Below are 23,721 nucleotides of genomic sequence, written 5' to 3'. Positions count from 1 at the left end.
CGATCGCCTAGAAGAAGCCCGGCGGTATCGGGCGGGTGGCGTCGTCGAGGAACGGCAGGATCATCGCCGCCAGCAGCGCCGGATCCCCGAACACCTCGATGTGCGAGCTGGCTGGCAGGATGGCCAGACGGGCCGGCGGGGCCTCGCTCAGGAAGGGCTGGGACGCCCGCGCCGTGTCGCCGCCGCCGCGCAGCCGGTACAGTTCGACGGCGTGTTCCGGCATCACGATGTCATGGTCGCCGATGATGATGAAGGTCGGCGAGGTCAGGGCGCGGATCTGTTCGGCGGACCAGTCCTGGCCGCGGTCCATGACCTTGATCTTGTTGACCACGGACGCGAAGGCGTCGAGGTTCGGGGCCAGACGTTTGAACTCCCGCTCCATGGCCGAGCCCGCGAACACCTCGGGAGTGATTCCGTCCATCATCCCGGCGAAGCCCGGCAGGTTGCCCGCCTCGTTGAAACTGACCGAGGCCAGGACCAGATGGTCGACGCGCTCCGGATGACGCAGCGCCAGCTGCAGGGCCGCGCCGGCGCCCATCGAATAGCCGACCACGTCCGCCTTGGGGACGCCGGCGTCTGACAGCACGGCGGCGATGTCATCGGCGAGGTTCTCATAGGTGATCGGTCCGGGCAGGTCGCCGGTTCGGCCGTGGCCGCGCTGGTCAACGACGATCAGGGGTCGGTCCCCAAGCCGATCGGTCAGCGGCTTCATCGCGTCTGACGACATGAAGGCGCCATGCAGCACCACCACCGGCGTCTTGTCGGAGTTCAGGTCGCCGTGAACAAAATAGCGAACCTCGCCGCCCTCGACGGGGGCGGAGGCTTCGCGCGGAGCCGCCTGGGCCGTGGGCGTCGCCGCGGGGGCAGGGGCGGGTGTCGAAGTCTGGGCCACGGCCGGCGCACCCGCCGTCGTCATGGCCAGCACCGAGGCCGCCGCCAGAATGGCGAAGCGGTTGAATGGCAGTCGGGTCATCAGGTCTTCTCCTTGTTCAAGGTTTTGGTGGGGTCGCCGAGATCGGCGTTCAGGGTCACGGCCGCCCGGGTCAGGGCGATCACGGTCTTGGAGTCGATGGTTTCGCCCTCCCTCAGGATGACGGAGGCCATTTCGTACATGCCGCCGGGCCTGAGCCGCGGTTCGATCTGGCGCAGTCGCTGGCCCCGCCAGAAGCCGAACACGATCCGCTCCTCCTCGGCCCGGATCAGCAGGGCAGGACCGTCCGAGAGGTAGACCAGGTGGCCCCATTTGACGGCCTCGGTCAGGCCATCGACGGTTCGGACGCCGGCCCGCAGGGCCTCGACCGGCTGCCGCGTCCATCCTTCGAGACCCGCCACATAGGCGTCGGGATTCTCCGCGATTGGTCCCTTCAGCAGATCAGCCTCCCGCGGCCGCCACGGCGCGAACATGCGCCGCCAGCTTGTTCAGGCTGCCGGTCCAGCCGGTCTCCATGCCGCTGAGCGGGCCGATGGCGTCGTCACGGGCCTCGACGACCACGGCCTGGAATCGCATCAGGGTGCGGCCGTCGATCTCCTCGAACCGCGCAGTGTGTTCGACCTCGAACCAGACGTCGCCGTCGGGCAGGGTGATCCAGGTCCGCATCACCAGCCGCTCGGGTTCGTCCAGGGCGATGAAGCGGCCGTCAAAGGGGTGTTCGCTCCCGTCCGGACCCCGCATCACCATGTGAATGGCGCCGCCGGGACTGACATCCATCCGGACGACCGGCGTGGTGAAATGTTCGGGGCCGAACCACACGCCAACGTGGGCAGGATCGGTCCACATCTTCCACACCAGCGCGCGCGGTGCGTCGAACTCGCGGACGATGTTGAGCCGGGTCAGGGACTCCGGAATGGAGGCGGCGACGGTCATGCTACGATCCTCCGGATGGGGAAGACCATGCCGGACATCAGGAATTTCGGCGCGATCGAGGCTGCGAGCATGAATACGACGAACAGCCCGCTCAGCGCCCGGCCGGTCCAGACGGAGGGCGAGGCCTTCATGAGCCCGGCTTCCAGTCAGCCGCCGGCACGGTGTTGACCATCCACGGCACGCCGAACCGGTCAGTCAGTCCGCCGTAGCCCGGCGACCAGAAGGTCTCGCCGAACGGCATGGTCGGCTTGCCGCCTTCGACCAGGGCGTCGTACCAGCGCCGGGCCTCGGCCTTGTCTTCGGTGTGCAGGGTGACGTCGAAGCCGTTTTTCGGCTTGTCGACCCCGGGCGCCCAGTCGACGTCCATGTCGGCCCCCATGATCGCCTGATCGCCGACCTGCAGCCAGCAATGCATCAGCCAGTCCTTGTATTGCGGACCGATGGGCATGTCGGGCGGGCCGTCGCCATAGGGGTGGGCGGCGGTGATCTCGCCGCCCAGGACCTTTGCGTAGAACTCGAAGGCTTCGCGGCACTGGCCGCGGAAGCTGAGGCTGGTCACGATTTTCATCGTCGTTCCTCCTTGAATGATTTGAAGCGAATGCTGGACGCCAGGTAGGGCGTTACTGGTTGGTGTCGCGGGCGAGGAAGGCTTCCAGCCGCTCGAAGGTGCTGGTCCATCCATGTTTGTGACCGGCCAGGCTGACCTCCGACTTCAGGCCCTCGTGGGTGAAGTCCATCAGGGTGCCGCCGTCTGGCGCATCGCTGAGCTGGACGGTGACCAGGGTGTCGACGGGCGGGCCGTCCTCATGCGACTCGTCCCATTGGAAGGTGAAGACCAGCCGCTCGTTGGGAACGATCTCGCGGTAGATCCCGCCCTGCCACAGATCCTGGCCGGTGTCGGGCGAGCGCAGGCAGGCGCGCCACCGTCCTCCGACCCGCAGGTCCTGGGTGGCGCTGACCGCCGGCCATTCGACCGGACCCAGCCACAGCACCATGACCTCGGGATTCGTCCAGGCCCGCCAGACCAGCTGGCGCGGTGCGTCGAAGAAGCGCCGCATCTGCAGGGTGGGCCGGGGCGCGGCGGTGTCGACGAAGGTCATCGGGCGGGCTCTTCAGCGGGTCCGGGTCAGTGCGTCTTCAGCAACCCGGCCAGCTGGTCGGCGCACGTGCCCCAGCCTTCATGGAAGCCCATGGCCTCGTGCTGCTTCATCGTCTCGGCGTTCCAGTGGCGCGCCGTGGCGACATAGTCGGTCTTGCCGTCGTCCCTCGGGGTCAGTTCGACCGTGGCCACCATGAACGGTTGGCCGGCGGGCTGCCAGTCCGGGGTCAAGGCGTCGGTCGTGATCCATTTGCGGTTCGGAACCACCTCGAGAAAAACGCCACTGTTGGGAAAGCGTTCGCCGTCCGGGCCGTGCATGATGAAGTTGAACACGCCGCCGGGACGGGGATCCACCTTGACGTCCGAAATCGTCCACGGGCGCGGCGCGAACCACTGCTGCAGCAGTTCCGGCGTCATCCAGGCCTTCCATATCTGCTCGGGCGTGGCGTCCAGAACGCGGCGCAGGACAAGGGCGTGCTGATGGGCCACGCCGTCGGTGTCGCAGGGATTGCCGTCAGTTTCCTGGGCCATGGGGGTTTCCTTTCTGGATTTTCTTGAGATAGGCGTCGAGGCGGTCGAAGCTGGCGTCCCAGTAGCGGCGGTAGTGCTCCAGCCACTCGACGATGCCCTTCATCCCCATGGGTTCGAGCCGGGCCGGCCGCCACTGGGCCTCGCGGCCCCGGCTGATCAGCCCCGCCTTCTCCAGCACCTTCAGATGCTTCGACACGGCCGGCAGGCTCATGTCGAAGGGTTCGGCCAGCTCGTTGACGCTGGCTTCGCCTTCGCAGAGCCGCGCCAGGATGGCCCGGCGGGTCGGGTCGGCCAAGGCGGCGAATTTGGCGCTCAGCGGATCGGTCTGCATGGGCCTGCTTCGTATCTAACTTGGAGGTTAAATGAACTGAACGGAGAGGGTTGTCAACCGGACGGTTAAATAAAATGCGTGACGCCCGTCAGCGCGCGGCGCGAGGCTTCCGCGGTTTCCCAAAGCCCCCGGGTCGCCTAGCGTGGACACACAGACGCCCCGGAGGCTCCCATGTCCTTGTTCCTCACAGCCCTTGCGGCGCTTTCGTTCCAGACCGCGCCAGAGCAGCAGGCCGCCGCTGCGCTGGACCAGATGCACGCCGCCGCGGCCCGCGCGGACTCCGCCGCCTGGGCGGCCCGTCTGGCGCCGGACCTGGTCTGGGTCGGCAATGAAACCTCCGAGCGCTGGAACCGCGACGCCTTCCTCGCCTTCGCCGCGCCGATCTTCGCCCGCGGGGAAGGCTGGACCTACTCGGCCCGCGAACGCCACGTCACCATGGCCCCCGACCCGTGCGCCTGCGTCGCCTGGTTCGACGAGGTTCTGGACAGCACGACCTACGGCACGGCGCGAGGCGAGGGGATGCTGGTCCGCTCCGGCGACGACTGGCGCGTGCTGCGCTACGCTCTCAGCTATCCTATCCCCAACGACCTCGCCAACGTCATGACGGCCGAGATCAAGGCCTTCGAGGCCGCCACGCCCGTCGTCGACGCTCCGGGCGAGGCCGCCGACACGCCCGAGGAAACCGCCGCCGCCGCGACTCTCGACGCCCTGCATCAGGCGGCCTCGACGGCGGACGGGGCGGCTTATTTCGGCCTGTTCACGCCCGACGCGACCTATATCGGCACCGACGTGACCGAGCGCTGGTCCATCGCCGGGTTCCGGGCCTATGCCGAGCCCTACTTCGCCCGGGGCAGGGGCTGGACCTACACTCCGCGCTCCCGCTCCCTGACCCTCGCTCCACTGGATTGCCGCTGCGTGGTCTGGTTTGACGAGGCCCTGGACAGCGCCGGCTACGGCACCAGCCGGGGGACGGGGGTTCTGGTGCGTGGCGAGGACGGGCGTTGGCGGATCGCCCTCTACGCCCTGACCTTTCCGATCCCGAACGCTCTGGCGCGGGACATGACGGCGCGGATAAGGACGGCGGCCGAATAGGCGGGAAGCGACCCGAAAAACGGAACGTATGGCCAACTCCGGCCGCGACCGCTAACACCGCGGCATGGATTTCACCGACGACGCCTTCGTCCTGTCCGCCCGCGCCCATGGCGACACGGGCGTCGTGGTCGAACTGCTGACCGAGGAGCACGGCCGCCGCGCCGCCTATGTCGCTGGCGGGGCCTCGCGCAAGATGAAGCCCTTCCTCCAGGCCGGAGCGCGGGTCACGGTGGAGTATCGCGCCCGGACCTCGGACCACCTCGGTTCGGCCCGGCTGGAGCCGGTGGGGGAGGGGCCCAGCGCCCTGTTCGACGATCCGCTGGCCCTGACCGGCCTCGCCGCCGCCGCCGCCGTGGTGCAAGGGGCGCTGCCTGAACGCGAACCGCACCCAGGCGCCTTTCTGGCGTTCGAGGCGCTGATGGCCGCCTTCGCCCTGCCTGAGGTCTGGCCCGCCATCTTCGTGCGCTTTGAGGCGGGGCTCCTGGAGGACCTTGGCTTCGGCCTCGACCTGTCTCGCTGCGCCGTCACCGGAACCATGGACGACCTCGTCTGGGTCAGCCCCCGCACCGGCCGCGCGGTCAGCCGCGAGGCCGGCGCTCCCTATGCTGACAAACTGCTCAGGCTGCCGCCCTTCATGCTCGGAGCCCAGGCGGGGCTTTCCGGGAACGATGTCAGGGACGGGCTGGCCCTGACAGGGCATTTCCTCGAGCAGTTCGTCTTCCACGCGCACAACCGGCCCCTGCCGCCGGCGCGGGTCTGGATGCTGGAGCGGCTGGCGAATGAGGCGTGGACGGATCAAGCGTAGCCGGAAGGCCACGGCGGACCGACTTTGACGCCCCGAGAGCCACTCGTCACGAAAACGCGGGACGTCGGTTACCGTACCGTCGCGAGCCGGCCCTAGCTCGCGATCCGCGCTGTCGCGCCAAATCCAAATGAGGGCTCAACTTGACCAACCACCGCATCCTGGCGGGAGCGTCGCTGCTCGCCATCACCCTCGCCTGCGGCCTGCTGGCGCCGGACACGGCCCTGGCGCAGGCTGCTGTCGCCGCACCCGACCCTGCGGAAAGCCTTGACGACGTCATCGTCTTCGGGCGCGGTCAGAGCCGCCAGCAGGCGTCGATCACCGAGGCCGCCATCGCCGTCGAGGCCCCGGGCACCAGCCCGCTGAAGGCCATCGAACGCCTGCCGGGCGTCAGCTTCCAGTCGGCCGACGCTTTCGGAAACTATGAATGGTCGGCGCGCATCGTGCTGCGCAGCTTCAATCAGAACCAGCTCGGCTTCACCCTGGACGGCCTGCCGCTGGGCGACATGAGCTACGGTGCCCACAACGGCCTGCACATCTCGCGCGCCATCATCTCCGAGAATGTGGCCCGCGTTGACGTAGCCCAGGGCTCGGGCGCGCTCGGCACCGCCTCCAGCAGCAATCTGGGCGGCGCCATTCAGTTCATCAGCCGTCGTCCGGCCGACGATTTCGGCTTCGACCTGGCCGGGACCTACGGCAGCGAGGACACGATGCGCGGCTTCGTCCGCATCGACTCGGGCGCCTTCGGCCCCGCCGACACCGCCCTGTCGCTGTCCGTCGTCGACCACAGCATGGACAAGTGGAAGGGCGTCGGCGAGCAGAACCAGCAGCAGATCAACTTCAGCCTGGTCCAGCCGATCGGCCGCGGCGAGATCACCGGCTTCGTGAACCGCTCCGAGCGCCGCGAGAACGACTACCAGGACATGTCGCTGGCGCAGATCGCGCGCCTCGGCCGTGACTGGGACAACGTCTCGGGCGACTACGCCCTTGCGGTGCTGATCGCCGACATCGCCAACAACCGCGGCGACACCGGCGCGCCGGTGACCAACGCGGCGGCGGGCACGGTCTATCCGACGCCGATCGCGACCGTCGACGACGCCTATTTCAACGCGGCGGGCCTGCGCGACGACACCCTGGGCGCCCTGACGCTGAACTATCCGGTCAACGACATGCTGTCGTTCTCGCTGACCGGCTATGGCCACAAGAACGAAGGCCAGGGTCTGTGGTGGTCGCCCTATGTCGCCACGCCGGTCGGCGCGCCCGACGAGAACGGCGCGCCGATCACCAACCCCAGTCCGATTTCGGTCCGCACGACCGAATACGACATCGACCGCAGGGGCGTGATCGGCTCGGCCAATCTGGACCTGGGCGCCCATGCGCTTGAGGCCGGCTTCTGGCTGGAGAGCAACGACTTCAACCAGGCCCGTCGTTTCTATGGCCTGTCCCGCGTGGCCAACACGCGCGACTCGCTCGAGTTCTTCGCCCACCCCTTCTTCACCCAGTGGGAATACGACTTCGAGACCGAGACCCGGCTCCTGTACGTCCAGGACAGCTGGTCGCTGACCGAGGCCCTGACGCTGAACGCCGGCTTCAAGTCGCTGTCGGTCGAGAACACGGCCACGACCGTCACGGGCGCCAACAAGACCGGCTCGATCAAGGCGGAAGACAATTTCCTGCCCCAGGTCGGCGTCGCCTGGGACGTCAACGGCGATCACCAGCTGTTCGCCTCCTATGCCGAAAACCTGCGGGCCTATGAGTCCTCGGCCACGTCCGGTCCGTTCTCGGCCACGGCGGCCGGCTTCGCGGCCCTGCAGGCCACTCTGGAGCCGGAAAGCTCCAGGACCCTCGAGGCCGGCTGGCGCTTCCGCTTCGACCAGCTTCAGGGTTCGGTCGCCGTCTATGACGTCCAGTTCGAAAATCGCCTGCTGGGCGTCGCCCTCGGCGCCCCGATCCTGGGCCTCGGCAGCGGCATCCAGAACGTCGGTTCGGTCCAGAGCCGCGGCTTCGAAGCCGCCGCTGTCTGGTCGTTCGCGGATAACTGGTCGGCCTTCGGTTCGTTCAGCTACAACGACTCGACCTATGAGGACGACGTTCGTGACGGCACCGGAGCGCTGGTGGCGGCCACCGCCGGCAAGACCGTGGTGAACACGCCCGAGACCCTGGCCCGGGCCGAGCTCACCTACGACAACGGCAGCCTCTACGGCACGGTCGCGGGAGCCTTCACCGGCGAACGCTTCTCCAGCTACCTGAACGATGAATCGGTCGGTTCCTACACCCTGTTCGAACTGACCGCCGGCTATCGCTTCATCGGTCGCGGCGACTGGCTGGACGGGACGGAAGTCCAGTTCAACGTGACCAACCTGTTCGATGAAGACCACATCTCGACGGTCGGTTCGGGCGGCTTCCAGAACAGCGCCGGTCGCCAGACCTTCCTGCCGGGCGCGCCCCGTCAGGCGTTCGTGACCCTGCGCCGTCATTTCTGATCGCGTACAAGGACGGGGCGCATCGAGACGGTGCGCCCCGTCTGCTTTTCCAGTTTCAAGGATGACGAGATGAACGGTCTCTCGAGACGCGGCCTGATGGCTGCAACAGCCGGCGCAGGTCTGATCGCCGGCGCCGCCCGGGCGGCGCCCGATCCGCACCCGCAGGCGGAACGCACCCTGACCCGGATCGCCTTCGGCTCCTGCGCCAGGAGCGACAAGCCCCAGCCGATCTGGGACGCCGTCCTCGCGACCCGGCCGGACCTGTTCATCTTCCTCGGCGACAACGTCTATCTGGACACCCGCGATCCAGAGGTGATGCGCCGCAAATACGCCGAACTGGCCGCCCAGCCGGGCTTCCAGCGGCTGAAGGCCAGCGTGCCGATCCTGGCCATCTGGGATGATCACGACTACGGCGAGAATGACGCCGGCGTCGACTATCCGATGAAGGAGGAGAGCCGCCGGCTGTTCCTGGACTTCTTCGGCGAGCCCGCCGACAGCCCGCGCCGGTCGCGCGACGGCATCTATACGGCCCACGTCTTCGGCCCGCCAGGACGCCGGGTGCAGGTCATCCTGCCCGACCTGCGCTGGAACCGCACCCCGCTGATCCCGCTCGAGCTGGGCGATCAGAACTATCACGACTGGGTCGAAAAGCGCGCCCAGGCCGGCGAGCCGACGCCCGGCCCCTATGCCCGCAACCCGGAAGCCATGGCGACCCAACTGGGCGAGACCCAGTGGCGCTGGCTGGAAGAACAACTGTCGGTCCCGGCCGATCTTCGCCTGTTCGGATCCAGCCTGCAGGTCGTGGCCGATTTTCCCGGCTGGGAAGGCTGGATCAATTTCGCCCACGACCATCAGCGGCTGATCGCCGCCATCCGCGAGCGCCGGGCCGACCGCCTGATCTGCCTGTCGGGCGACACCCATTACGCCGAGATTTCGCGGCTGGACGTCAACACCCCCTATCCGCTGTGGGACATCACCTCGTCCGGCCTCACCGAGGTCTGGCCCGTTCTGCCGCCCAATGCGCGACGGGTGGGGGAGGCGTATCGGGACCAGAATTTCGGCTTGCTGACCATGGGCTGGGACGCCGCCCGGCCGACCGTCCTGGCCGAAATCCGTGACGTCGCCGGCGCGGTCCGGCTGGAACAGGCGATCCGGCTCGACGATCTGGCCGTGCGCGGCGCCCGGGGACGCTTGCCCACAGGCTGACGCGCAGACGTCTCCCGTTCCAGCGGGTCCGCGCTAGACTTCCGGCTCCAGACCGCCGATTCGGACCCCATGACCGTTCACACCCCGCCGCCGGAAGGCGGACGCATCATAGACGAGCCGATGAGCGAGGCGCTGTCGCGCCGCTATCTGGCCTATGCGCTGTCGACCATCACCAACCGCGCCCTGCCGGACGTGCGCGACGGCTTCAAGCCGGTGCACCGGCGCATCATGTACGCCATGCACCAGATGCGGCTGAACCCGCAGGCGGCGGCGCGCAAATGCGCCAAGGTCGTCGGCGAGGTCATGGGCGGCTACCACCCGCACGGCGACGCCTCGATCTATGACGCCCTGGTCCGCCTGGCCCAGGACTTCTCGCAGCGCTATCCGCTGGTCGACGGTCAGGGAAACTTCGGCAACATCGACGGCGATAACGCCGCGGCCATGCGCTACACCGAGTGCAAGCTGACCGCCGCCGCCGTCCTGCTGATGGAGGGCATCGATCAGGACTCGGTGGACTTCAAGGCCACCTATGACGATCAGGACGAAGAGCCGATTGTCCTGCCGGCCGGCTTCCCCAACCTGCTGGCCAACGGCTCGTCGGGCATCGCCGTCGGCATGGCCACCTCGATCCCGCCGCACAATGTCGGCGAGCTGATCGACGCCTGCCATCTGCTGCTGGAACGGCCCGAAGCTTCCACGGAGGAACTGGCCACGATCGTGCCGGGGCCGGACTTCCCGACCGGCGGCGTGGCCGTGGAGGGCCACGCCTCCATCCTCGACGCCTATGAGACCGGCCGCGGCGGGGTGCGCCTGCGCGCCCGCTGGGAAACCGAGGACCTGGGTCGCGGCGTCTGGCGCATCATCGTCACCGAGATGCCCTATCAGGTGCAGAAGTCGAAACTGATCGCCGACCTGGCCGACCTGATCGAGCACAAGAAGGCGCCCCTGTTGGGCGACGTCCGCGACGAGTCGGCCGAGGACATCCGGCTGGTCATCGAACCGAAATCCCGCACCGTCGAACCCGAGGTGCTGATGGAGAGCCTGTTCAAGCTCTCCGACCTCGAGGTCCGCTTCCCGGTCAACATGAACGTGCTGGACGCCACGGGCACGCCGCGGGTCATGGGACTGAAGGCCTGTCTGCAGGCCTTCCTCGATCACCGGCGCGAAGTGCTGGTGCGGCGCGCCGGGTGGCGGATCGACCGGGTCGAGAAGCGGCTGCACCTGCTGGAAGGCCTGAGGATCGTCTTCCTCAACCTCGACGAGGTCATCCGCATCGTCCGCGAGGAGGAACAGCCCAAGGCCGTCCTGATCGCTCGCTTCGGTCTGTCAGAGCTCCAGGCCGACTTCATTCTCGACACCCGACTGCGCCAGCTGGCGCGGATCGAGGAAATGACGATCGAGAAGGAATACAAGACGCTGGCTGACGAACTTGCGGCGCTGCAATCGCTGTCGTCCTCGCCGGCCAAACAGTGGAAGCAGGTGGGCAAGGACCTGGAGGCCGTGCGCAAGGCGCTGGTTTCACCGCGCCGGACCACGATCGCCGAGGCCGTGGACTCGTCCGCCTACGCCTTGGTCGAGGCCTTCATCCCGCGCGAGGCCATCACCGTCATCCTCTCCGAGCGCGGCTGGATCCGGGCGGCCAGGGGCAAGGTCGAGGACCCGTCCGAGCTCAAGTTCAAGGAGGGCGACAGCCTCGCCTTCCTCGTCCCCGGCTATACGACCGACAAGCTGCTGGTGGCCGCCTCGGACGGTCGCATCTTCACCGTCGGGGCCGACAAGCTGGCCTCGGGCCGCGGCCACGGCGAACCTCTGCGCCTGATGATCGAGCTCGACGAAAAGGCCGGGATCGTCAACGTGCTCATGCACCAGCCCGGCGGCCGGCTGCTGATCGCCTCCAGAGCCGGCTACGGCTTTATCGCGCCCGAGGACGAACTGCTGGCCCAGAAGCGCGGCGGAAAGCAGGTGCTGAACGGCGAGATGCTGGCCGCCCTGCGCGTCACGGGCGACCACGTCGCCGCCATCGGCGACAACATCAAGGCGCTGATCTTCCCCATCGCCGAACTGCCCGAGATGGGCCGCGGCAAGGGCGTGAAACTGCAGTCCTACAAACAGGGCGGCCTCGCCGACGTCACGGTCTTCGACAGCGCTCACGGCCCCGAATGGGTCGACGGCGGCGCCCGCCGACGCAACTGGCCCGACTGGAAGGACTGGCTGGGCAAACGCGCCGGAGCCGGGCGGCAGGGCCCGCGGGGGTTGCGTAAATTCAGGTGACGACGATTTCACTATCGAGCGCCGTTGTGGCGCCCGATAATCGCTGAACGGTCGATCATCGACCGAGGTTGGAGACCGCCATGCTGACCACCCTGATCGTCATCGCCGTCATCGTCGCCGTGGTGCTGTTCGTCATCGTCGGCGCCTACAACAAGCTGGTCGCCCTGGACCAGCGCGCCGACCAGTCGTTCGCCGACATCGACGTGCAGCTGAAGCAGCGTCAGGACCTGATCCCCAATCTGGTCGAGACGGTGAAAGGTTACGCCTCGCACGAGCGCGGCACTCTCGACGCCGTGACCGCCGCACGGGCGGCGGCCGCCGGCGCCACCTCGGTCAACGACAAGGTCCAGGCCGAGAATATGCTCACCGGCGCCCTGGGTCGCCTGTTCGCCGTCGCCGAGGCCTATCCGGACCTCAAGGCCAACACCAACTACCTTGAGCTCCAGCGCGAGCTGTCGGACATCGAGAACAAGCTCGCCGCCGCCCGCCGCTTCTTCAACAACGCCGTCTCCGAGTTCAACGCCGTCCGGCGCCAGTTCCCGACCGTCCTGTTCGCGGGCATGGTCGGCTTCGGCCACGACAAGCCCTTCTTCGACCTGGGCGAAGGCGAGCGCGCCACGATGACCGCGGCCCCACCCAAGGTCAGCTTCACGGCGTAGGGGATCGTATTGATGGCCGCCGTCGGGCTCCAGACCCACATCTGGGCGAACAACACCCGCTCGGTCCTGCTGCTGGCCGCCTTCCCGGTCCTGATGATCTTCATCATCTACGGGGTGCAGCTGATCCTGATGGGGCTGGGCTTCCTGCCTGGCACGGGCCGCGGCCTGGGCGACGACATGGCCCTGGCCGCCTCCTGGCTGGGCGGCACCGTGCCCCTGGCCTTCGTCGTCGCGGGCATCTGGTTCGCCATCTCGTACTTCGGCAGCCAGACCATGATCGACCTGATGACGGGGGCCCGGAAGGTTGAGAGGAAATCTGAGCCGGACCTCTACAACCTGCTGGAAAACCTCGCGATCTCACGTGGCTTGCGCACCCCGACCCTGCGCGTGATCGATAACGACAGCCTCAACGCCTTCGCCACCGGCCTGCACGAGGGCCAGTACAGCGTCACCGTCACCCGGGGTCTGGTGAACACCCTGACCCGGGACGAGCTCGAGGCGGTGCTGGCTCACGAGCTGACGCACGTCATCAACAAGGACGTGCGGACCATGGTGATCGCCTCGATCTTCGCGGGCATCATCAGCGTCATCGCCGAACTGGTGTTCCGGGGCCTGATCTATTCGCGCGGCGGCGGCCGGCGGGACAACAAGAACGCCATGCCGCTGATCCTGATCGGCCTGGCTTTCGCCGCCGTCGGCTTCGCCCTCGCCATTGTCATCCGCATGATGCTGTCCCGGACCCGCGAGTACGTGGCCGACGCCGGCGCGGTCGAGCTGACCAAGAACCCCGACGCCATGATCTCGGCCCTGCGCAAGGTCGAGGGCCGCTCGTCACTGAAGGGCCCGGACGAACTGCAGCAGCTGTTCCTGGACAACCAGCCGAATGGCATCGGCCTCGAAGGCCTGTTCGCCACCCATCCGCCCATCCAGAAGCGGGTCGACGCCCTGATCCGGTTCGGGGGAGGGGTGGACCCGGGCCCCTGGAGCGGCGGCGCCTTCGCTCCGACGCCGCCCGACTACAACACCTCGGTGCCCGCCGCGGGCTGATCGACCAGCCGCTCCCAGCCTAGCCGCGTCAGCTGCTCCATCGGCCGGAAATCTGCCTTGTAGTCCATCTTGCGTGAGCCCCGGACCCAGTAGCCCAGGTAAACGAACGGCAGGTTCACCGCCGCCGCCTGCCGCACATGGTCCAGAATGGCGAACCGGCCGAGGCTGCGGGCCTCCATCGCCGGCTCGAAGAAGCTGTAGACCATCGACAGCCCGTCTCCGAGCAGGTCGGTCAGGCACACGCCCACCAGATCGCCCGGGCCGCCGTCCGGCGAGGGCAGGCGGTATTCGATCAGGTGCGTACGGACGGCCGTATCCTCGACCATGGCGACATAGTCGAGCCAGCTCATGGCGCTCATCCCGCCGCCGGGGTGGCGGCCGTTCAGGTATCGCCGCAGCAGGTCGAACTGCTCGGTCGTGGCCTCGGCCTCGACCAGATCGCGCGACAGGTCGGCGTTGCGCTTCAGCACGCGGCGTTGCGACCGCGAGAAGGCGAACTCCGGCACCGGCAGCCGCACCGAGACGCAGGCGTCGCAGGCTTCACAGGCCGGGCGGTAGGCGATGTTCTGGCTGCGGCGGAACCCCGCCTGGGTCAGCTCGTCATTGACGTGAGCGCCCTCGCTGAACGGCAGATTGGCGAACACCTTCCGCTCGGTCTGTCCCGGCAGATAGGGGCAGGGGGCCACCGAGGTCATGTAGAAGCGAAGTTGGCGCTGGGGAACAAAGGTCACGGCGTCAGATCCGCATCCAATTTCGCCGACAATTTGGCAGCCGTTCCGTCATGGGATGATTTGCGCCCGCGTCGCCTCGCGGGGCAAGCCCGTTCACCCCACACGCGCGTGCGGGGCGGGCGGTCACAGGCTGGTGTCCGTGGGCAGGACCGGCGCCTCGCGCAACAGAACGATGGCGATGCGGCGGTTGCCGGCCAGGGTCGGGTCGTCGGGATAGAGCGGATCGGAGCCTGCCTTGCCCGAGACCTGGTAGACTCGATCCGCGTCAACACCCGCGGCCTGCAGGATCAGCCGCGAGGCGTTGGCGCGCGCCGAGGACAGGGTCCAGTCGTTGGGCCCGGTCGCACGGCTAGATCCCGGGGCCGCCGAGGTGTGGCCCGTCACCGAGATCCGGTTGGGCAGTTGGGTGATGACCTTCGAGATCGTCCGCAGCAGCAACTGGGCCCTGGGGTTGGGGCGAGCCGAGTTCTGCTCGAACATCGAACGCCCTTCCTGATCGACCAGCTGGATACGCAGGCCTTCGGGCGTCTGGTCTATGATCAGCTGTTTCGACAGCTCGGCCAGTTCGGGCATCGACTGCATGGCCTGGCGCAGCGATTCGGCGGCCGACGAGAACTCCGCGGCTTCGCGCCGCGCGATCTCCTCGCGAAGCGCCTCTTCGCTGGCGGCGGCCAGGTTCTGGCTCTGGCCGGCTTCCGGCGGCGCGTCCTGCGGCGCCTCCGGCGCCAGCTCGCTGATGACGGACTGGGATCCCGAACCCTTGGAGCCGTCGTCGCCCAGCGACGTCCCACCCAGTATCCCGCCGGACCCCGATGTGGTCTGCGAAACGCTGGCGGGCGCGAAATACTCGGCGATGCCGCGCTTCTGTTCCGGGTCGGTCGTGTTGATCAGCCACATCAGCAGGAAGAAGGCCATCATCGCCGTCACGAAGTCGGCATAGGCCACCTTCCATGCGCCGCCATGGTGGCCGCCGCCAACCACCTTCTTCACCTTCTTGATGAGGATCGGGCGATCGCTCATGGACATGGGACGCGGCCTCGACAGTCGAACTCCGGCTGACGATGGACGGCGCAAGGTTAAGACGGCGTTTCCCATATCACCCGGTCTTGCCCCGGGGCGGGCCGTCGCCTAGTCGTCGCGGTGTGAGCACGCCTTCCGATCCCGCGTTCGACATCCAGGCCTACCGCCGCGCGCTGGGCGGTTTTGCGACCGGCGTGTGCGTGGTGACCGCGCACACGGAGGAGGGGCCCTTCGGCATCACGATCAACTCCTTCACCTCGGTGTCGCTGAAGCCGCCGCTGGTGCTGTGGTGCCTTGACCGCGCCTCCGACCGACACAACGCCTTCGCGTCTGCCGACCGGTTCGCCGTGCATATGTTACCAGCCGAGGACCGCGAGATGTCGGACCGGTTCGCCTGGGGCGTCTGCCGCCTGTCGTCGGACGAGTTCGACAGCTCCAGCGCCGAGCCTCCGCGGCTGAAGAACGCCCTGACGCGGCTTGACTGCGTCGCGACCGAGCGAATCGTCATGGGCGACCACTTGACCATCGTCGGCGCCGTGCGGAGTTTTGAAACCGCGCCCGGCGCTGCCCTTGTCTATTATCGCGGCCGATACGGTGTCGCTCCGGAGCCTGAAGAATGAAGATCGGTTTCGCGGGCCTGGGCGTCATGGGCGGGCCGATGGCGCGGCATCTGGTTCATGCAGGACATGAGGTGGTCGGCTTCAACCGCACCGCGCACAAGGCGCGGTCGTGGGCACAGGCCAATGGCGGCCGCTTCGCGGCGACGATCGCCGAGGCGGCGGCCGGGGCGGATCTGCTGTTCCTGTGCGTTGGCAACGACGACGATGTGCGTCAGGTCGTGACCGAAGCGCTGCCGCATTTGAATGCGGGCGCGATCATCGTCGATCACACGACGACTTCGGCGAAAGTCGCGCGCGAAATGTCGGCCCTGGCGGCCGGGCGGGGCCACGCGTTCATCGACGCGCCGGTCTCCGGCGGCCAGGCCGGGGCCGAGAACGGCCAGCTCAGTGTCATGGCCGGCGGCGATGCAGCCGCGCTCGAGGCAGCCGAGCCTGCGATCATGGCCTATTCGAAGGCCGTCAAACACATGGGCCCGTCAGGGGCAGGTCAACTGACCAAGATGGTCAACCAGATCGCCATCGCCGGCGTCGTCCAGGGTCTGGCGGAGGCGGTCCATTTCGCCGGAGTCGCGGGTCTCGACACCGGCGCGGTCTATGATGCCATCTCCAAGGGCGCGGCCCAGTCCTGGCAGATGGACAATCGCTGGAAAACGATGGCCGAAGGCCGGTTCGATTTCGGCTTCGCCGTCGACTGGATGCGCAAGGATCTGGGCCTGGTGCTGGACGAGGCGCGGACCAACGGCGCTCATCTGGCGCTGACGGCGCTGGTGGACCAGTTCTATTCCGAAGTTCAGTCCATGGGGGGCTCGCGATGGGACACGTCGAGTCTGGCGGCGAGACTCCAGGCGCGTAGTGATCGGGCCTGAGCCTGAGCCTGAGAGTATCTTCAATTTCGCATAATATATCTTATGCGTAATATGGATAGAGACGGCAAGGCCTGGTCAAGGCCCTTCCGTCGCCTGCTCAGCCGCATCCAGCAGGGCTATGGCCTCGCGCACAAAGGCGGCGTGCGCCACCAGACCGATGCCTAGCGGCTCATTGGATGGACGGACCTCCGACGTCAGCACGCCGGCGACAAACGGATGATCAGGCTGGACAGTCCCGGGAAGTTTGCGGGCCGCCGGCGTCCAGAATACGGGGCCGCCGGAATTTCCAGGAAACACCGGAAAATCAAGTAAAAATGCAGGATAGTTGTCTATCGGAGTCAGCGGCCAGGAGCCGATCCGACCGACTCTCAGGATCGGAAACCCCGCCGTATTCGATGCATAGCCGCGCGGAAAGCCCAGGGTGAACAGTTCGTCGCCCGGCCCGACCTGCCATGCGTCCAGTGAATCCCGGTCCGCCAGCCAGGCCAACGGAATAGCGGCGCGGGCGAAGACCGGCGGCGCAGAGACCTCCATCACGGCGATGTCCCGGTCCGGGTGTTTGATCCAGATCGGCTCGCCGGCTTCGTCCCGGATACGCAACGGCTCCGGAGCGAAGCGCCAGCCGCCGCCCGGAACCTCGACCCGCCAGCCGATCCGCGCCTCGGACGCGTTCATCCCCGCCACTACATGGTGAGCCGTCACCAGCACAGTACGGGGCTCGCCGTTCGTGCGCGGCGCGTCGATCAGGAAGGCGGTTCCGACGCGGCGGGTGCCGTCGCCGTTCATCTGGTCGATCTGCACGGTGGCGTTGATCAGGCCGACCGTCAGGTCCCATGCCGGCAGGGACAGGCCTGCCGCGGGCGGCGGCTCCTGGACCGGTTCGGGGGGCGTCTGAAGATCGAACATCATCCCCTATCGGGTCAGCGGCATTTGTTCATTTGACGGCGGGTCTCCGCCGCGCACAAGGTCCCGCGTCATTTCTGGGGGACAACATGAACCGCCGCGATCTGCTCGCCACGTCCGCCGCCGCGCTCGCCGCCAGCGCCCTTCCCGTTTCAGCCCGCACGCCCGGAGCCTCGATGCCGCAGAATCGTCCCGTCCCCCCTGTCGCCAAAAAGATCCCGGTGACGATCGAGCAGCTGGGGCGCGTGCGCACCGACGATTATCAGTGGATGAAGGACGACAACTGGCAGACGGTCCTGCGCGATCCGACCGTCATCAAGGCCGACGTAAAGGAGCATCTGCTGGCCGAGAACGCCTACCGCGAGGCGATGATGGCTTCGACCCTGCCGCTGCAGGCCGCGATGTTCGAGGAGATGAAGGGTCGGATCAAGGAGGCCGACAGCTCGGTCCCCTCGCCGGACGGCGCCTGGGAGTATTTCATCGAATACCAGACCGGCGACCAGCACCCTCGCTATATGCGCAAGCCTCGCGCGACCGGCGCGGCGCAACTGCTCCTGGACGCCAACGCCCTCGCCGAAGGCAAGGCCTACTCGGAAGTCTCGGCCGCCGACCACAGCCCGGATCACGCCCTGTTCGCCTACGCCGAGGATGCGCAAGGGTCCGAGGTGCATCACATCTATATCAAGGATCTGGCCACCGGAGACGTCCTGCCCGACCCGATCGGCTCGGCCATCGGCGACTTCACCTTCTCGCCGGACAGCCAATGGATTTTCTGGACCAACCGCGACGACAACGGCCGGCCCGACAAGATCTTCCGCCGCCCTGCCCGCGGCGGTGACGCGAGCCTGGTCTATGAGGAAGCCGACGACGGCATGTTCATCAGCGTCGGTCGCACCGCCGACGACGCCTTCATCCTCATCTCCATCGCCAACCAGGAGACCTCTGAAGCCCGGGTCATCCCGGCGGCGACGCCGACCGCGACGCCCGTCGTGCTGGAGCCGCGCCATGTCGGCCGGCTGTACGAGGCCGACCACTGGGGCGATCGCTGGGTGATCCGCACCAACGCCGACGACGCCATCGACTTCAAGATTGTCGAGGCTCCGACCGCCTCGCCAGCTAAGCCGAACTGGAGCGATCTGGTCGCTCATACGCCGGGCCGATTCATCGAGGCCGTGGCCCTGGTCAAGAACTACATCGGCCGCCAGGAACGGGCTGACGCCAATACGAAGATCATCATCCGCGAGCGCTCGGGCGCCGAACACGAGATCGCCGTGGATGAACCCGCCTACTCCCTGTCGCTGGCCGGGGCGTCGGAGTTCGACACGACGACCATGCGCTACGGCTACAATTCGCCGTCCACGCCGACCTCGACCTACGACTACGACCTGGCGACGCGAGAGCGGACCCTGCGCAAGGTCCAGGAGGTGCCGTCGGGCCACGACCCGGCTGACTACGTGGTCGAGCGGCTGAACGCCCCTGCCCCCGACGGCGAACTGGTGCCGGTGACGGTGCTGCGCCGCAAGTCAACGCCGGTCGACGGTTCGGCCCCGCTGCTGCTGTACGGCTACGGCTCCTACGGCTCCCCGATCCCGGCCAGCTTCTCTACCAACCGGCTGTCGCTGGTGGACCGGGGCTGGATCTATGCCATCGCTCACGTCCGTGGCGGTTCCGACAAGGGCTGGAACTGGTTCCTGACCGCCCGGCGAATGACCAAGAAGAATACCTTCACCGATTTCATCGCCTCGGCCGAGCATCTGATTTCGCGCAACTACGCCAGCGCCGGAAACATCGTCGCCGAGGGTCGGTCGGCCGGCGGCATGCTGATGGGGGCGGTCAACAATATGCGGCCCGACCTGTGGGCCGGGGTGATCGGCGGCGTGCCGTTCGTCGACGTGATCAACACCATGAGCGACACCAGCCTGCCGCTGACGCCGCCGGAGTGGCCCGAATGGGGCAATCCGCTCGAGGATCCCGAGGCCTACGACTATATGATGAGCTACAGCCCCTACGACCAGGTGGGGCCCCGCGCCTATCCGGCCGTGCTCGCCACGGGGGGTCTGTCAGATCCCCGGGTCACCTACTGGGAGCCGGAGAAATGGGTGGCGAAGCTGCGGCCGGCGACGACATCGGGCAAGCCGATCCTGCTGAAGATCAACATGGAGGCGGGTCACGCCGGCTCGTCGGGCCGGTTCGATTATCTGAAGGAGGTCGCACACGACTACGCCTTCGCGGTCTGGGCCATCGACAAGGGCTGGGAGCGGGCCTGAGCCGTCATGCCCCCTACCCTGCGAGACGCTGAAGAGAGCGACCTTCCGGCTGTCGCCGCCCTGTACGGTCGGGAGGTGACGGGCGGCACGGCGACCTTCGAAACCACGCCGCCCACGCTTGAGGAGATGGCGGGCCGGTTTGCCGCGGTGAAGCGTCACGGCCTGCCGTGGCTTGTCGCGGAGGTTGACGGCCGGTTCGCCGGCTATGCCTACGTCTCGCCGTTCAGGCCGCGGCCAGCCTACCGATATGGCGTCGAGGGCTCGATCTATGTCGAGGAGGATGCGCGCGGACACGGGGTGGGCCGGGCGTTGTTGTCCGCTCTGGTCGAGCGGGCGCGGGCGATGGGCCTGCGCCACGTCATCGGCGCGATCAGCGACAGTGACACCAGCATCGCCTCCATCGCCCTGCACCGATCGCTGGGGTTTCGCCAGGCCGGCGTCTATCGTCAGGTCGGCTGGAAGTTCGAACGCTGGCTGGACGTCACACTGATGCAGCTCGACATGGACCCGGACGGCGATCCACCGCAGGCGCCGGGACTGGATCTCACCGGCGGCCTCGCCTGAGCCCTGTCCGGACAGGGGCCTGATCTTCGTCCGGCGCGCGCTGCGCCGGCCGTCAGGGTCAGTGCGGCGCGATGTCCGCCGGCGGCGTCGTCAGCCAGGGCGCCAGACGGAACCGACGGGGCGCCTCGCCGAGGGTCCGGTGCTGGATGAACTGGCGGGCAAAAACCACGACCGCCCGGATGGTGGCCTCGTCGAACGGCTTGGACACTGCCCCCAGGGCGCCGGCGAAACCGTCAGGAATCTGTTCGGGGTTGGCGGTGAGGAAGACCACGGCGCAGCCGAACTCGCTGACCATGCGTTGGGCGATCTGCGGCCCCGTCAGACCGTCCAGCAGATTGACGTCGATCAGGGCCAGATCGGGCCGCTCGCGTTCGGCGATGGCGAAGGCGCCGGCCTTGTCCATGGCGCAGCCCACGACGTCGCAACCGGATTCGCCAAGCACCAGCTCCAGCTCCATCGCGAGCAGGGCCTGGTCTTCTACGATCATGACCCGAAGATCCGGCGGATTCGACACTCAACACCCCCACGCGCGCGGACCCTACACTATTGTGTCCGTTAGCGGACAGTCGAACGCGCCATTGGCTAATTGGTTCGGTTCGGCTAGGAAAATCCGGTGTTTTTCAACGCCGGGGAGGCCAAATGGCCGCGATAGCCGAGGACAGCCTCGTCGAGCTTCAACGACGTTTTCTGGGCGGCTATCAGCTTCTTCAAACGCTAGTCGGCATTCGCCTGCGTAGCGTCGTCGATCCTGAAAGCGTCCGTCATCTGGCCTGGCTAAGCGACGTGACGGCGGCGATGGAGCTGATCAGCCGGCGCATGACCGCGAGAGGTCCGCTGGACTTCGCCGGCTATCTGGATGATGTCGCGACCTTCTGGAGCCGGGCCTGCGAGGGCCGGCCCGTGCGAATCGAGGTGCGCGGCCAGGCGGCGCTGCTGCCCGACAGCCACCTGCTGCCGCTGGCCATCATCACCCACGAATTGATCTCCAACGCCTGCCGGCACGCCTTTCTGGATGACCGTCGCGGGTCGATCGCGGTCGCCTTCTCGCGCGCGGTTGGCGGCGTCAGCCTGGTCGTCCGCGATTCGGGGATCGGCGCTGAGGCGCTGACGCCGGGTGAAGGCCTGTCGCTGGTTCAGGGACTGGTCGAACACCTCGGCGGGTCGATGAGCATCGAAACCGCGCCGGGCGCCGGCGTGGGCGTGCGGATTCGCCTGCCGCTCGAGACGACCGCGACGCACTAACCTCAGGCCGGACTGAAAAAACACCGTCCGTAGAGTCCGTAGAGTCCACTCCGTCCGTTGAGTAAAGAGCGTGCACAGGGTGCACCGCGTGCGAAGCGTCCACAAAACCTCCCCATCCATCGACGGGGGATACTGGCATGCGCCTGCGTCAGTTTTGGACGCAGGCTTCACGATGTCAGGAGGAGCGGATGGCTGGGGAACAAGGACTCGAACCTTGAATGACGGTACCAAAAACCGGAGTGTTACCATTACACCATTCCCCAGCAGGTCCGGCGCATCCGGGGCTGAAGCTCCGGAAGGCGGTCGAGATACGCGAAGGCCGCGGGCGATGCAAGAACCGGTTTGGAGACTATTTTCATGGACCGCGAAACGATGCTTGCGGGGGTGAAAACCCATGGCTATAAGCCCCCTCCTCAAGTCGGAGTGTGGCTCAGCCTGGTAGAGCACTGCGTTCGGGACGCAGGGGTCGGAGGTTCGAATCCTCTCACTCCGACCATCTTTCTCCGGAAAGAAGAGACAGCCCTTCGGGGCCCCGAGGTTTCCCCCCTCAATCCCCCGCCTTCGTCGCCACCGCATTCAGATGCGCGCCCACGGTCTCGATCGTGCGTTCCCCAAGCGCCTTGCGGTGCGCGAGCAGGTCGGGCGAACCCGCGTCATAGTCAGCCATCAGCCGCCTGACGAACGATCCGTCGCGGACCTCGGTCAGGACATCGTCCATCGCCGCGCGCGACGGCTCGCCGATGATGCGCGGCCCGGTCAGATAGGCCCCGTACTCGGCCGTGTTGGAGATCTTGGCGAAGGCGCCGGCGATACCGCGCTCGAACATCAGGTCGGTGACCAGCTTGACCTCGTAGAAGCACTCGAACCAGGCCACCTCGGGCGGATAGCCGGCGTTGACCAGCTTCATGAAGGCGGCGTCGATCAGTTCGCCCACGCCCCCGCACAGCACGACCTGCTCGCCGAACAGGTCGCTCTCGCATTCGGCCGCGAAAGTGGTTTCGAGAATGCCCTTGCGGCCGCATCCGAGCGCCGCTGCATAGGACAGGCCGAGGGCATGCGCCCCGCCCGAGGCGTCCTGATGCACGCCGAAGAGGCAGAACACCCCCTGCCCTTCTTCATAGAGGTCGCGGATGCGCGGCCCGATGCCCTTGGGCGAGGCGAGGATGACGTCGACATCAGCGCGCGGCTTGACCAGGCCGAACCGCACCGACAGGCCGTGGGCGAAGATCAGGGCGGCGCCGGGCCTCATCGCCGGCGCCAGTTCGTCGCGCCACAGATCACGGTGGGCCTCGTCCGAGACCATGACGGCCACCACGTCGGCGCCGGCCGCGGCCTCTCCGGCGGTCAGGACCGGGAAGCCGTCGGCAACGGCTTTCGCACGGGTGGCCGAACCGGCCTTCAGACCGACGACGATGTCGCCCACGCCCGAGTCGCGCAGGTTCAGCGCATGGGTCCGGCCCTGGCTGCCATAGCCAATGACGGCGACGCGCTTGCCGCGGATGATCGACAGGTCGCAGTCGCGGTCATGGAATACGGGGAGCGGCGTCGCTATCTGATCGGTCATGAGCACACAGATAACGCCTTCCGATGTCGTCGGCTTCTGGAAAGAGGCCGGACCCTCGAAGTGGTTCGCCAAGGAGGACGCCTTCGACTCCCTGTTCCGGCAGCGGTTCGAGAAGGCGCATTTCATGGCCGCCCGGCGCGAGCTGGATCACTGGGCGGAAACGCCGGAGGGATCGCTGGCCCTGCTGATCCTGCTGGACCAGTTTCCGCGGAACGTCTTCCGCCACACGGGGCACGCCTTCGCCACCGACCCGCTGGCGCGCCATTTCGCGATCATGGCCCTGGACGAGCGGCAGGATCACGCGGTCGAGAACGACCTGCGGCGGTTCTTCTACCTGCCGCTCCAGCACGCCGAGGATCTGGCGCTGCAGGACCGCCAGCTGGCGCTGTTTCAGGCCATGGAGCGGCCCGCCGACGACCGCTGGGCCGAGCATCATCACAAGGTCATCGCGAGGTTCGGGCGGTTCCCGCACCGGAACCGGGCGCTGGGGCGCGAGACGACGCCGGAGGAGCAGGCGTTTCTGGACGCGGACGGATTCAGAGGATGACGCACGCCTTTC

Annotated in this window: 26 protein-coding genes and 2 tRNA genes; 14 read left to right on the top strand and 14 right to left on the bottom strand. The window is 67.3% G+C overall.

Annotated elements, in window-relative coordinates:
• Nucleotides 1–7: 7 nt before the first annotated feature.
• From PSV23_RS11960 to PSV23_RS11925, 8 genes are read right to left on the bottom strand one after another with little or no spacing between them, the layout of a single operon-like run.
• The gene (locus PSV23_RS11960) at nt 8–973 is read right to left on the bottom strand and encodes an alpha/beta hydrolase (protein ID WP_300469223.1); all 966 of its coding nucleotides are present in this window, start codon (nt 971–973) and stop codon (nt 8–10) included.
• The gene (locus PSV23_RS11955) at nt 973–1,404 is read right to left on the bottom strand and encodes a DUF1801 domain-containing protein (RefSeq protein WP_300469221.1); all 432 of its coding nucleotides are present in this window, start codon (nt 1,402–1,404) and stop codon (nt 973–975) included. Before PSV23_RS11955 ends, PSV23_RS11960 begins: the two co-directional genes overlap by 1 nt.
• On the bottom strand, nt 1,373–1,864 hold the full coding sequence (locus PSV23_RS11950; protein ID WP_300469219.1) for an SRPBCC domain-containing protein: 492 nt from the start codon (nt 1,862–1,864) through the stop codon (nt 1,373–1,375). Before PSV23_RS11950 ends, PSV23_RS11955 begins: the two co-directional genes overlap by 32 nt.
• Nucleotides 1,861–1,995, bottom strand: coding sequence for a hypothetical protein (locus PSV23_RS11945; protein ID WP_300469216.1), 135 nt, complete (start codon nt 1,993–1,995; stop codon nt 1,861–1,863). The genes PSV23_RS11950 and PSV23_RS11945 overlap by 4 nt, the downstream gene beginning before the upstream one ends.
• Nucleotides 1,992–2,432, bottom strand: coding sequence for a VOC family protein (locus tag PSV23_RS11940; protein WP_300469214.1), 441 nt, complete (start codon nt 2,430–2,432; stop codon nt 1,992–1,994). Before PSV23_RS11940 ends, PSV23_RS11945 begins: the two co-directional genes overlap by 4 nt.
• A gap of 52 nt (nt 2,433–2,484) precedes the next feature.
• The gene (locus PSV23_RS11935; protein ID WP_300469212.1) at nt 2,485–2,964 is read right to left on the bottom strand and encodes an SRPBCC domain-containing protein; all 480 of its coding nucleotides are present in this window, start codon (nt 2,962–2,964) and stop codon (nt 2,485–2,487) included.
• 26 nt (nt 2,965–2,990) lie between these two features.
• Nucleotides 2,991–3,494 (bottom strand): SRPBCC family protein, encoded by a 504-nt coding sequence (locus PSV23_RS11930; protein ID WP_300469211.1) that lies wholly within the window; start codon nt 3,492–3,494, stop codon nt 2,991–2,993.
• Complete coding sequence (locus tag PSV23_RS11925) at nt 3,478–3,825, bottom strand: metalloregulator ArsR/SmtB family transcription factor (RefSeq protein ID WP_300469209.1); 348 nt, start codon at nt 3,823–3,825, stop codon at nt 3,478–3,480. The genes PSV23_RS11930 and PSV23_RS11925 overlap by 17 nt, the downstream gene beginning before the upstream one ends.
• A gap of 171 nt (nt 3,826–3,996) precedes the next feature.
• On the opposite strand from PSV23_RS11925, the gene PSV23_RS11920 reads away from it, so the two are divergent.
• The 7 genes from PSV23_RS11920 (at nt 3,997) to PSV23_RS11890 (ending at nt 13,385) form a co-directional block, all read left to right on the top strand.
• On the top strand, nt 3,997–4,917 hold the full coding sequence (locus PSV23_RS11920; protein ID WP_300469207.1) for a nuclear transport factor 2 family protein: 921 nt from the start codon (nt 3,997–3,999) through the stop codon (nt 4,915–4,917).
• Between the two features lie 64 nt (nt 4,918–4,981).
• A complete protein-coding gene (recO, locus tag PSV23_RS11915) occupies nt 4,982–5,722 on the top strand; it encodes a DNA repair protein RecO (RefSeq protein ID WP_300469205.1) in 741 nt (246 codons plus the stop codon).
• A gap of 140 nt (nt 5,723–5,862) precedes the next feature.
• Entirely contained in the window at nt 5,863–8,202 is a 2,340-nt protein-coding gene (locus PSV23_RS11910; protein WP_300469204.1) for a TonB-dependent receptor, read from the top strand.
• Nucleotides 8,203–8,271: 69 nt separating this feature from the next.
• The gene (locus PSV23_RS11905) at nt 8,272–9,408 is read left to right on the top strand and encodes an alkaline phosphatase D family protein (RefSeq protein ID WP_300469202.1); all 1,137 of its coding nucleotides are present in this window, start codon (nt 8,272–8,274) and stop codon (nt 9,406–9,408) included.
• 69 nt (nt 9,409–9,477) lie between these two features.
• Nucleotides 9,478–11,679, top strand: a complete 2,202-nt coding sequence (gene parC / locus PSV23_RS11900; protein WP_300469200.1) for a DNA topoisomerase IV subunit A — start codon at nt 9,478–9,480, stop codon at nt 11,677–11,679.
• 80 nt (nt 11,680–11,759) lie between these two features.
• The gene (locus PSV23_RS11895) at nt 11,760–12,338 is read left to right on the top strand and encodes a LemA family protein (protein ID WP_300469199.1); all 579 of its coding nucleotides are present in this window, start codon (nt 11,760–11,762) and stop codon (nt 12,336–12,338) included.
• Nucleotides 12,339–12,350: 12 nt separating this feature from the next.
• On the top strand, nt 12,351–13,385 hold the full coding sequence (locus PSV23_RS11890) for a M48 family metallopeptidase (protein WP_300469197.1): 1,035 nt from the start codon (nt 12,351–12,353) through the stop codon (nt 13,383–13,385).
• On the opposite strand, the gene PSV23_RS11885 is transcribed toward PSV23_RS11890, so the two are convergent.
• Together PSV23_RS11885 and PSV23_RS11880 are read right to left on the bottom strand one after the other, a co-directional pair.
• A complete protein-coding gene (locus tag PSV23_RS11885; RefSeq protein WP_300469196.1) occupies nt 13,355–14,116 on the bottom strand; it encodes an arginyltransferase in 762 nt (253 codons plus the stop codon). The genes PSV23_RS11890 and PSV23_RS11885 overlap by 31 nt on opposite strands.
• Before the next feature lie 123 nt (nt 14,117–14,239).
• Nucleotides 14,240–15,142 (bottom strand): flagellar motor protein MotB, encoded by a 903-nt coding sequence (locus PSV23_RS11880; protein WP_300469194.1) that lies wholly within the window; start codon nt 15,140–15,142, stop codon nt 14,240–14,242.
• Between the two features lie 116 nt (nt 15,143–15,258).
• Here PSV23_RS11880 and PSV23_RS11875 point away from each other — a divergent pair, with 116 nt between their 5' ends.
• Together PSV23_RS11875 and PSV23_RS11870 are read left to right on the top strand one after the other, a co-directional pair.
• Nucleotides 15,259–15,756: a flavin reductase family protein gene (locus PSV23_RS11875; RefSeq protein WP_300469192.1), complete on the top strand. Its 498-nt coding sequence runs from the start codon at nt 15,259–15,261 to the stop codon at nt 15,754–15,756.
• Entirely contained in the window at nt 15,753–16,622 is an 870-nt protein-coding gene (locus tag PSV23_RS11870; RefSeq protein ID WP_300469190.1) for an NAD(P)-dependent oxidoreductase, read from the top strand. The genes PSV23_RS11875 and PSV23_RS11870 overlap by 4 nt, the downstream gene beginning before the upstream one ends.
• Before the next feature lie 75 nt (nt 16,623–16,697).
• Here PSV23_RS11870 and PSV23_RS11865 read toward each other — a convergent pair whose 3' ends face one another.
• Entirely contained in the window at nt 16,698–17,528 is an 831-nt protein-coding gene (locus PSV23_RS11865; protein WP_300469188.1) for a serine protease, read from the bottom strand.
• Between the two features lie 86 nt (nt 17,529–17,614).
• Here PSV23_RS11865 and PSV23_RS11860 point away from each other — a divergent pair, with 86 nt between their 5' ends.
• Both PSV23_RS11860 and PSV23_RS11855 read left to right on the top strand, forming a co-directional pair.
• Nucleotides 17,615–19,792: a S9 family peptidase gene (locus PSV23_RS11860; RefSeq protein ID WP_300469187.1), complete on the top strand. Its 2,178-nt coding sequence runs from the start codon at nt 17,615–17,617 to the stop codon at nt 19,790–19,792.
• Nucleotides 19,793–19,798: 6 nt separating this feature from the next.
• Nucleotides 19,799–20,356, top strand: coding sequence for a GNAT family N-acetyltransferase (locus PSV23_RS11855; RefSeq protein WP_300469186.1), 558 nt, complete (start codon nt 19,799–19,801; stop codon nt 20,354–20,356).
• Between the two features lie 58 nt (nt 20,357–20,414).
• Here the strand turns inward: PSV23_RS11855 and PSV23_RS11850 are convergent, their stop codons facing one another.
• Entirely contained in the window at nt 20,415–20,843 is a 429-nt protein-coding gene (locus PSV23_RS11850; RefSeq protein WP_300469185.1) for a response regulator, read from the bottom strand.
• Nucleotides 20,844–20,995: 152 nt separating this feature from the next.
• On the opposite strand from PSV23_RS11850, the gene PSV23_RS11845 reads away from it, so the two are divergent.
• A complete protein-coding gene (locus tag PSV23_RS11845; RefSeq protein WP_300469184.1) occupies nt 20,996–21,598 on the top strand; it encodes a sensor histidine kinase in 603 nt (200 codons plus the stop codon).
• Nucleotides 21,599–21,787: 189 nt separating this feature from the next.
• Here PSV23_RS11845 and PSV23_RS11840 read toward each other — a convergent pair.
• Nucleotides 21,788–21,861: transfer RNA gene (locus PSV23_RS11840), tRNA-Gln, on the bottom strand.
• Nucleotides 21,862–22,017: 156 nt separating this feature from the next.
• On the opposite strand from PSV23_RS11840, the gene PSV23_RS11835 reads away from it, so the two are divergent.
• Nucleotides 22,018–22,094: transfer RNA gene (locus PSV23_RS11835), tRNA-Pro, on the top strand.
• A gap of 51 nt (nt 22,095–22,145) precedes the next feature.
• On the opposite strand, the gene ilvC is transcribed toward PSV23_RS11835, so the two are convergent.
• Complete coding sequence (gene ilvC, locus PSV23_RS11830; protein ID WP_300469183.1) at nt 22,146–23,162, bottom strand: ketol-acid reductoisomerase; 1,017 nt, start codon at nt 23,160–23,162, stop codon at nt 22,146–22,148.
• Between ilvC and PSV23_RS11825 the strand changes: the two genes are divergently transcribed.
• Nucleotides 23,161–23,709 (top strand): DUF924 family protein, encoded by a 549-nt coding sequence (locus PSV23_RS11825; RefSeq protein ID WP_300469182.1) that lies wholly within the window; start codon nt 23,161–23,163, stop codon nt 23,707–23,709. The two genes, ilvC and PSV23_RS11825, sit on opposite strands and share 2 nt — an antisense overlap.
• Nucleotides 23,710–23,721: the final 12 nt, after the last annotated feature.

The sequence above is a fragment of the Brevundimonas sp. genome, from assembly GCF_029946145.1.
GTDB lineage: Bacteria > Pseudomonadota > Alphaproteobacteria > Caulobacterales > Caulobacteraceae > Brevundimonas.
Note: the sequence above shows the minus strand (reverse complement) of the source record. Positions and strands in the feature narration are given on the sequence as shown.